General features: G+C 45.8%; 9 protein-coding genes. 2 read left to right on the top strand and 7 right to left on the bottom strand.

What is annotated here, in order from left to right:
- Nucleotides 1-250: helix-turn-helix domain-containing protein (locus tag O9295_RS13520; RefSeq protein ID WP_288033311.1), on the bottom strand; the 250-nt coding region annotated here is incomplete at its 3' end.
- A gap of 114 nt (nt 251-364) precedes the next feature.
- On the opposite strand from O9295_RS13520, the gene O9295_RS13515 reads away from it, so the two are divergent.
- Together O9295_RS13515 and O9295_RS13510 are read left to right on the top strand one after the other, a co-directional pair.
- A complete protein-coding gene (locus tag O9295_RS13515) occupies nt 365-739 on the top strand; it encodes a DUF433 domain-containing protein (RefSeq protein ID WP_002758892.1) in 375 nt (124 codons plus the stop codon).
- Entirely contained in the window at nt 736-1,128 is a 393-nt protein-coding gene (locus tag O9295_RS13510; protein WP_002758893.1) for a DUF5615 family PIN-like protein, read from the top strand. The genes O9295_RS13515 and O9295_RS13510 overlap by 4 nt, the downstream gene beginning before the upstream one ends.
- On the opposite strand, the gene O9295_RS27855 is transcribed toward O9295_RS13510, so the two are convergent.
- The 6 genes from O9295_RS27855 to O9295_RS13485 all read right to left on the bottom strand — a co-directional run bounded on the left by O9295_RS27855 (nt 1,095) and on the right by O9295_RS13485 (nt 7,917).
- Nucleotides 1,095-1,277 (bottom strand): hypothetical protein, encoded by a 183-nt coding sequence (locus tag O9295_RS27855; RefSeq protein WP_409888533.1) that lies wholly within the window; start codon nt 1,275-1,277, stop codon nt 1,095-1,097. The two genes, O9295_RS13510 and O9295_RS27855, sit on opposite strands and share 34 nt — an antisense overlap.
- A 244-nt stretch (nt 1,278-1,521) precedes the next feature.
- Nucleotides 1,522-2,826 carry an ABC transporter substrate-binding protein gene (locus O9295_RS13505; protein ID WP_287970365.1) on the bottom strand — a complete coding sequence of 435 codons (1,305 nt, stop codon included), beginning with the start codon at nt 2,824-2,826 and terminating at the stop codon, nt 1,522-1,524.
- 474 nt (nt 2,827-3,300) lie between these two features.
- A complete protein-coding gene (gene ctpA, locus O9295_RS13500) occupies nt 3,301-4,539 on the bottom strand; it encodes a carboxyl-terminal processing protease CtpA (protein ID WP_288033308.1) in 1,239 nt (412 codons plus the stop codon).
- A gap of 293 nt (nt 4,540-4,832) precedes the next feature.
- The gene (gene fba / locus O9295_RS13495) at nt 4,833-5,912 is read right to left on the bottom strand and encodes a class II fructose-bisphosphate aldolase (RefSeq protein WP_002744497.1); all 1,080 of its coding nucleotides are present in this window, start codon (nt 5,910-5,912) and stop codon (nt 4,833-4,835) included.
- 132 nt (nt 5,913-6,044) lie between these two features.
- Nucleotides 6,045-7,172 (bottom strand): aldo/keto reductase, encoded by a 1,128-nt coding sequence (locus tag O9295_RS13490; RefSeq protein WP_288033306.1) that lies wholly within the window; start codon nt 7,170-7,172, stop codon nt 6,045-6,047.
- Between the two features lie 244 nt (nt 7,173-7,416).
- Nucleotides 7,417-7,917, bottom strand: a complete 501-nt coding sequence (locus O9295_RS13485) for a bifunctional nuclease family protein (RefSeq protein ID WP_061432090.1) — start codon at nt 7,915-7,917, stop codon at nt 7,417-7,419.
- Nucleotides 7,918-8,178 lie beyond the last annotated feature (261 nt).

Below are 8,178 nucleotides of genomic sequence, written 5' to 3'. Positions count from 1 at the left end.
AATGTCTTAACCCTTGTTGTAAAGGTACACAGCTTACTTCATTGAGAAAGTCTAATTCTTCTTGTTTTTTCCAATCGGTTAGCATTGAAGAAGTTTGAGCGTAGCCTACTCTTTCTTGTCTTTCGTACCAAGCTTGTGTTCTGAGATGGAGAGCTTTATTGTAAACCAATCTTACACATCCCAATGTGCGCCGCAATAGCGACTCTTGTTCGGGTGTGGGGTAAAATCGGTAAGAATAGGCTTTTTCCATGTCTCATATTTTAGCATATATTTCGTAAATGTGCTAATATTTAACAGCAAAGCCAACCTAAAACGGCGGGGTTTCAGACCCAAATTTTCGATGAAATTCTAGAAGGTTATGAGTATGGTTCTGGTATCCAACGGGCAATCAGCTATTATTCGTACAGAGCGTGGATTGACAATCGCCGGTACGCGAATTACCCTTTATGATGTTATGGATTACCTAAAGGCTCAGTATCCCCCCAAGCTGATTCGTGAAAAACTTGGTCTTAATGATAGACAGATTGATTCAGCCCTAGCATACATTGAGACTCATTGTACTGAGGTTGAAGCCGAGTATCAAGAATGCTTGCAGACAGCGACAGAAATTCGTCAATACTGGGAAGAGCGAAATCGTGAGCGATTTGCCAAGATTGCGGCGATGCCCCCTAAGCCTGGTCAAGAAACCATTCGTGCGAAGCTTCAAGAGTGGAAAGCACGCATTGAATCTCAATCATGAACTTTCTGATTGACTACAACTTAACGGGCGATGTTGTTTTATTCTGGGGAACCCTCTCAGCAGAAGGATGGCTTGATCTTTTGCCCATCCGCTTCTTCACCTTTCAGGATGTTGGATTGCCGATGGATAGTAGTGATCGGGTTGTTTGGCAATTTGCTCAAAACACTCAGATGATTTTAATTACAGCAAATCGAAATATGAAAGGAATTGATTCGCTGGAACAAACCATACGTGAAGAAAATACACCCGCTTCCCTGCCAATTCTGACAATTGGAAACCCTGATCGCTTTGATGAAAGTAGCTATCGGCAAAGATGTGCTACCCGCTTGATTGAGATTTTATTTGATCTAGAAAACTATATGGGAGTCGGTCGAATTTTCATCCCATAAGACTGTTGGGGAAATTCAGGGACTTTTTCCCTGAAAATTAGGTAATTGACCCCCTCAAAATCTGTAAAACCCCACACCCCACCTGCCCCCCCGATGTCGGGGGGGTTGGGGGGGTTACACCCTGCCCCTAGGAAAAACTTTTTCAGCAGACCCTAATTAAGACAGGTAAATGAGTCAATTTGACCCACAAAGATGATCTTTTTTTTGTGTAGTTTTGTTGCAAAAAAAAAAGTTTTTTTGACAAAAAGCACAAAGTATGAATGATGAATTATGAAGTGGGGTAGTGAAGTAGTGGGGAAGTGGAGCATTTGGCTGAAATTTCCCTAAACCCCTAAATCCCTATCACCCTATCCCCTACCTGCTGCCTTCTGCCTCCTGATCACTGATTACTGATTACTGATTAGGTGTCACCTGATCGATAACCTTGAGAGTCCCGTCATCCTTGACAGTCCAGACATCGTAACTACCGACCACATCGCCATTTTCATCGATATCCACATTGCCACTGGCCCCCTGATAGTTAATATCCTCGCCTTTGCGAATCATTTCCATGGCTTGACAAGCATCGGTTACTTCCGTCCCCGGACCGTTAGCCACCTCACGAATCTTGCTTTGAATCCCTTCACCAGTGTTAGATTTAGCCGCCTCAGCTGCTAACATCAATAAAACCGCCGCGTCCCAAGTATGGGGAACAAAAGCGGTGACATCCTTGCCAGTTTTTTCCTTCCAGAGAGTAGTAAAAGCGCTTAAAGCTTGACCGTCGGCCCCAGGGACTGTACCTAGGGCCCCAGCAATAATTGACTTACCATCGGTTCCTTTCCCCACCTGTTTGGTGAAATCTTCCGAATAAACCCCATCGGTGAGGAGGACGGTAACTCCTTTGGTCAATCCCTGTTTATAGGCCGCTTGCAGTAATAAACTGCCCGTTTCAGCGTAAAGGACTGCCGCTACAGCATCCGGTTGGTTAGCGAAGGCAGCCGCCGCTTCACTATCGAGAGTGGCAGCTTTCGGGTCATAACGGACAGGATTTTGCTTATTAGTGATAGTGCCGCCTAATTTATCGAAAGCGCTCACGAATTCCCGTTCAAATCCGACTCCGTAATCGTTATTGATCACGACGGTGGCCACATTTTGAAAACCCTTTTTCTTAGCTAGGACCGCTAAAGCTTGAGCTTGGTAGGTGTCCGGGGGAGCCGTCCGCGCCCAAAAACCTTTAAAATCGCCTTTTTTCGCCCTGTCAGTAAATACAGGACTGGTGCTACCCGGAGAGACTAACATAACTTTCTTTCTCACCGCCACATCGACCGCTGCTCCTGAGACGCTACTGGCAAAGGAACCGATCACACCGGCTACTTTATCCACCTCCGCTAGTTTCGTCATCGCTGAAGCACCGGCGGCGGGATCGGTTTGGTCATCTTCTTTCACGAGGGTGACGGGTTTGCCATTGACTCCACCACAGGCATTGATAGTCTCTACCGCTAGGGCGGCTGCTTCGGGCATATTTTGACCAATGGCGGCTAAATCTCCGGTAATGGGCAGTAAAGCCCCTAATTTTAAGCCTTGATCACCGGGGCCAGTGGTGGTGGGACTAGAGGCAGTGTTATCGGGGGTTTGGGCATTATTACAAGCGGTTAAAAAATTAGCTAACAGGCTGATGCTCAGGGTTAGGGCTAGGGGCGATCGAATATATCTCTGCATGGCAGTAAAATCAAGGATGAGTCAAGGTTGCAAGACTGAAAAGCCCGGACTGGGAAAATTCTAATCGATGTTAGCATTCTCTTCAAATCAAACAGGTTTCCATCTTAATTTAGATATTGATGGAAAAAATGGCTAATTTGTTCGACCTATGCCGTCGGGTGTGGGGTGTGGGAAGTTTTTTCAGTGATCAGTAAACAGTAAACAGTAAACAGTAAACTGAAAACGGTTCTTTTTGTTTGTCTTAGGCAATAAACGGGGCTATAAGGGATAAAACCCTTATATATAAAGACATTGATGCGATCTTTGTTAATTGTTTTCCCTCTCTAACGAACTAATCAATTAAGTCTCTTGCCAGATAAGGATTTAGTCGATTTATGCCCCCCGATCGAACTATACCAAGTAACGAAGAATCCTGAAAACTCGCATCTGATAACTGATAACTGATAACTGGTAACTGATAACTGAAAACCCCACTTAGGAAGCTTTGGCTAAAACGGTCTTCTGGTTTAAAAACTGAATTGCCGTTTGGTATTGACTATCTTTTTCGGTGCCGATTTCCTGATATGTGATCGGTTCCTGTGCCACCACTTGATCCGGCATAATTCCTAACTTATGAATATCATGGTGGGCGGGAGTTTCATATTTCGCCACGGTAATCGCTAATCCTGCCCCATCGGGTAACTCGAATAGGGACTGAATTAATCCCTTACCGAAAGTCTTTTCTCCCACTAAAACCCCTCGCTGATTGTCCTGTAATGCTCCGGCTAAAATCTCGCTGGCGCTGGCGGTTCCCTGATTGACTAAAACCACTAAAGGCGCATCGGTTAAAGCATTGCCAGCAGCGGCAAAACTATCGGCAATTCCCTCACGATTAACCGTATAAACGATCGTTCCCTGATTAATCCACATCCGAGCGATTTCTATGCCCGCTTGCAGTAAACCACCGGGGTTATTTCTTAAATCTAAAATATAACCCTTGGCTCCTTGTTTTTGTAAGTTCGTCACCGCTTCCGAGACTTCTTTGGCAGCGTTAGCACTAAATTGATTTAAGCGCACATAACCGATGGGCAAGGAACTAGAATTTTTATCCAAAACCGCTACCACTGGACTTAAAGAAATGCGTTGACGGGTTAAAGATAGGGTTTTTGGTTGACTTTTTTGATCGGGAAGAATGACTAAGGAAACTTCTGTTCCGGGGGTGCCGCGCATTTTGGCCGCCGCCGCGTCGAGGGTTAAAGTAGTGGTATCGATGCCATCAATAAACAAAATGCGATCGTGGCTAGTCAAACCAGCGGCCTCAGCAGGAGAACCGGCAAGGGGGGCAACTACTTCTAAGTAACCATTGTCAGGATTGATATTAATTTGCAGTCCTACCCCCGATAATTCCCCCGTGGTGCTAATTTGTAGGTTATGGTATTGATCCGGTCGCAAGAGACGGGTAAAGGGTTCATCGAGGGTGGCTAACATCTGTTCGATCGCATTGTAGGCCGCCGTCCGATCGTTGAGGGGTTTTTTGATGAATTGTTCCCGCACCTGCCACCAGTTTTGATGATTAAAGGTGTCATCATAATAGGATTGGTTGACTAATCGCCAAGATTGCAGTAGTAATTTTTGTTCTTCGCTAAAGGCGGCTGCTGTGGGTGTCCATGCCATCCAAGTCAGACAAAACCAAAATCCCACCAATAATCCCACCCACAACGATTTTTTTCTCATCTTGCTTCTCTTATAAATCCAGTGCTGATCTGCTGATTATTTTCAGTATAGTCTTTTCTCTGAAATCGATTCTTATCTGGTAATACTAAATCCGGTTATTAAAAACTGATTATTTATTCCCCCTTTTGCATGAGTGCCTTTTGCCTGTCCTCATAAGTAACCTATACTCAACGGATTTAGTATCACTCTTTCCCTTGAAGGCATTCCCATAAAAAAGAGGGTAGTTATGGTTAACTACCCCAAAAAATTCTACTAGATCGGTGCCATTAAGCGATCGCTTAATTGTTCAGCTACTAGACAGCCACAACTTTTTTGCTGACTTGGGTTAATTGCCCTTTAGCATATTTGGCTGCGTAGTCATCGAGGGACATTTGTTTGATTTTGCTGGCGTTACCGGCGGTACCAAATTGTTGATAGCGATCGGCACAAACTTTCTGCATATAGGTGATCGAGGGTTTCAGGAAGAAACGGGGATCAAACTCTTTTGGGTTGCTGAATAGTGCTTCACGAACTGCGGCGGTAATTGCTAAACGGCAGTCGGTGTCGATATTGATTTTACGCACACCACTCTTGATGCCTTTTTGGATTTCTTCCACGGGAACACCGTAGGTTTCGGGGATAGCGCCACCGAATTGGTTGATTAATTCGAGGAGATCTTCGGGGACCGAGGAAGAACCGTGCATGACCAAGTGAGTATTGGGTAAGCGGTTATGAATTTCTTCAATGCGGCTAATAGCGAGAATTTCGCCGGTGGGTTTGCGGGTAAATTTGTAAGCACCGTGGCTAGTACCAATCGCTACTGCTAAAGCATCTACTTGGGTTCTTTCGACGAAATCCACCGCTTCATCGGGATCGGTTAACAGCATCGAGTGATCTAATTCCCCTTCAAAACCGTGGCCATCTTCCGCTTCTCCTTTACCGGTTTCTAAGGAACCTAAACAACCGAGTTCCCCTTCCACACTAGCACCGATCGAGTGAGCAACTTTTACTACTTCAGCAGTAACGTTAACGTTGTACTCGTAGGTGGCGGGAGTTTTAGCATCCGCTTCTAAGGAACCATCCATCATGACACTGGTGAAACCGTTACGGATCGCCGAGTAGCAGGTGGCGGGTTCATTACCGTGATCTTGGTGCATCACAATGGGGATATGAGGATAGGTTTCCACCGCGGCGGTGATCAGGTGACGCAGGAAGTTTTCCCCTGCATATTTGCGCGCACCGCGAGAAGCTTGCAGGATAACGGGGCTGTCGGTGGCTGCCGCCGCTTGCATGATCGCTTGGATCTGCTCCATATTATTTACGTTAAAAGCGGGGATGCCATATCCGTTCTCAGCCGCGTGATCCAACAATAACCGCATGGGGACGAGTGCCATATCCTTTACTCCTTAATCTATTTCTTGTTTTTTGTCTCTTTAAATTCAAGAAAGTTAATTCTCTTACCTGTTAATCTTAAGATAGTTTTTACACTTTGACGATCCCCAAAAAAAATTTTTCCCAGTTTCGTCCTAAGATGACCACAATCTCCGTCGCGGCGGCCCGTTAAGTAGTTCGTGTGTATCAAATAGCAGCTGGGGAATCGGCAATTTTTCCGGGCAGCGAGGTAAACAATCACCGCATTCAGTACAATTATTCGCTTTGCGTCCGGGGAACCAATGACCGGCATTTTCCAGCATTCGATAGCGATACTGGCCAAAATCGGTCATTTCGTAAGCTACTGCCAGATTCCGCAGTCTCAACACTTCAGGGATATTAATATTTTCGGGACAGGGTAAACATTGATAACATTGGCTACATAAATCTGTAGCCAATTTATCGGTTAAATGTGTCTCTAAACGCTTAAAAACGGCAATTTCTGCCGCATCTAGGGGCTGATCTTCTTCGCATACGTTGATAATTGCCTCTAATTCCTCCGGTATCGCTGCCCCGACGCTGAGGGTAGTAATGCGCGGATCGCTCAATAAAAAGCGATAATTTAGCTCTAAGGGTGAAAAAGGAGCGCATAATTCCTCTAGCTTCTTGGGAGGTCTGTGGAGACCCCCTCCCTTATCAGCAGGGGAAATAATAAACACACCCATGTCCTTTGCTTGGGCTAAAGCGATCGCCGGTTGCTGTCTTTGCCAAAAAAAATAGTAATGGATATTGACAAAAGCGAAGAAATCTGTATTGATCGTCTCCAGAATAATTTCTAGGGGTGCATGGGTAGAAAAGCCAATATGACCGATTTTTCCAGCTTCTTGGGCCAGAAAAACGGCTTTCATGCAGCCTTGCGGGTCTTTAATCCAGTTTAAATGCTCGCGGGTGTTAATACCGTGAATTGCTAGACAATCGAGGTAATTTAATTGTAATCGTTCTAGGGATTCGGCGATCGCTTTTTCCATAGTTTGGCGATCGGGAGTGGGGACCAATTTCGTAGTCAGATAAACCCGCTCCCGCACCCCTTGACGCTGCAGGTAGCGACCGAGAAAAACTTCGCTATTACCGTAACCTCTGGCCGTTTCTAGGTGATTAATCCCCAATTCTAGGGCGCGATCAACTGTTGCGGTAAACACCGACTCTGAGGACAAACAGCGCATTGTCCCCAGGGAAAACAGCGAAAATTGCCAATTAGTACGGCCAAATCGTCGATAACGCATTGATTCAGTTATCAGTTACCAGTTATCAGTTATCAGTTACCAGTTATCAGTTATCAGTTAGAAGGCATTGGGTGTGGGGTGTGGGGTGTGGGGTGATGGGGAAGTGGGGAAGTGGGGCAGTGGGGAAGTGGGGCAGTGGGGAAGTGGGGCAGTGGGGCAGTGGGGAAGTGGGGAAGTGGGGCATTTGGCTGAAATTTCCCTAAATCCCTAAATCCCTATCTCCTATCTCCTATCTCCTGAATTTTCACTGATCACTAAAATCACCGCGACGTTGGATCAGGTCTGAGGGGCTAAGATTGGAGACGAAATTGCGAAAAGCTTGACGTTCCTCTTCATCCGCGTCACGATCGACGGGAATAGAAGCGGAAGCGATCACTTCTTCCATTACCCAGACGGGACTGTTGGTACGCAGGGCAATAGCGATCGCATCACTGGGACGACAATCGATTTCTTTTTTGACTTCGCCGCGCTGGAGACAGAGAACAGCATAAAAGGTATTATCTTGGAGAGAATGGATGATAATCTTTTCTAAATCCATATCCCAAACTTTAAAAATATTAGCGATCAAATCGTGGGTGAGGGGACGAGGGGGTTTTTGTTGTTCGAGGACGGTGATAATGGCCTTAGCCTGATCTTGTCCGATGTAGATAGGTAGGGCGCGACGCTCGGAACCATCCTTGAGTAGTACAATGGGACTGCGAGTGATAGCGTCTAGGGCAATTCCAGCGACTTTCATTTCGATCATGACTATGGCTTCTCCAAGATAGAGATTCAGCTAGGGAAGGAGTGGGAAAGCAAACTGAGTAATATAGTGCTTCGTTACACTCACAGTATGCCCTAAGATGGCAGGGATTAGCCTCATCTTTATTGACATCCTCGCCGCCCTAAAAGTGCGGCGATTCCTAAACCTCACGATTTAAGTTTCTGCTTCCACCACCGTCGCATACCACAGTTAAAAAACCATGTACTGTCTTACACAGAGTCCACAGACTTTCGCCCCATTTCA

The sequence above is a fragment of the Microcystis sp. LE18-22.4A genome, assembly GCF_027531105.1.
Lineage (GTDB): Bacteria > Cyanobacteriota > Cyanobacteriia > Cyanobacteriales > Microcystaceae > Microcystis > Microcystis aeruginosa.
The sequence above is the reverse complement of the archived record's forward strand: the minus strand, read 5'-3'. Positions and strand labels throughout refer to the sequence as shown.

Excerpts from the sequence above, each read along its gene's own strand:
- O9295_RS13505 (WP_287970365.1), bottom strand. The coding sequence starts at position 2,826 with ATGCAGAGATATATTCGATCGCCCCTAGCCCTAACCCTGAGCATCAGC.
- O9295_RS13485 (WP_061432090.1), bottom strand. The coding sequence starts at position 7,917 with ATGATCGAAATGAAAGTCGCTGGAATTGCCCTAGACGCTATCACTCGC.
- ctpA (WP_288033308.1), bottom strand. The coding sequence starts at position 4,539 with ATGAGAAAAAAATCGTTGTGGGTGGGATTATTGGTGGGATTTTGGTTT.
- O9295_RS13515 (WP_002758892.1), top strand. The coding sequence starts at position 365 with ATGGTTCTGGTATCCAACGGGCAATCAGCTATTATTCGTACAGAGCGT.
- fba (WP_002744497.1), bottom strand. The coding sequence starts at position 5,912 with ATGGCACTCGTCCCCATGCGGTTATTGTTGGATCACGCGGCTGAGAAC.
- O9295_RS13490 (WP_288033306.1), bottom strand. The coding sequence starts at position 7,172 with ATGCGTTATCGACGATTTGGCCGTACTAATTGGCAATTTTCGCTGTTT.
- O9295_RS13510 (WP_002758893.1), top strand. The coding sequence starts at position 736 with ATGAACTTTCTGATTGACTACAACTTAACGGGCGATGTTGTTTTATTC.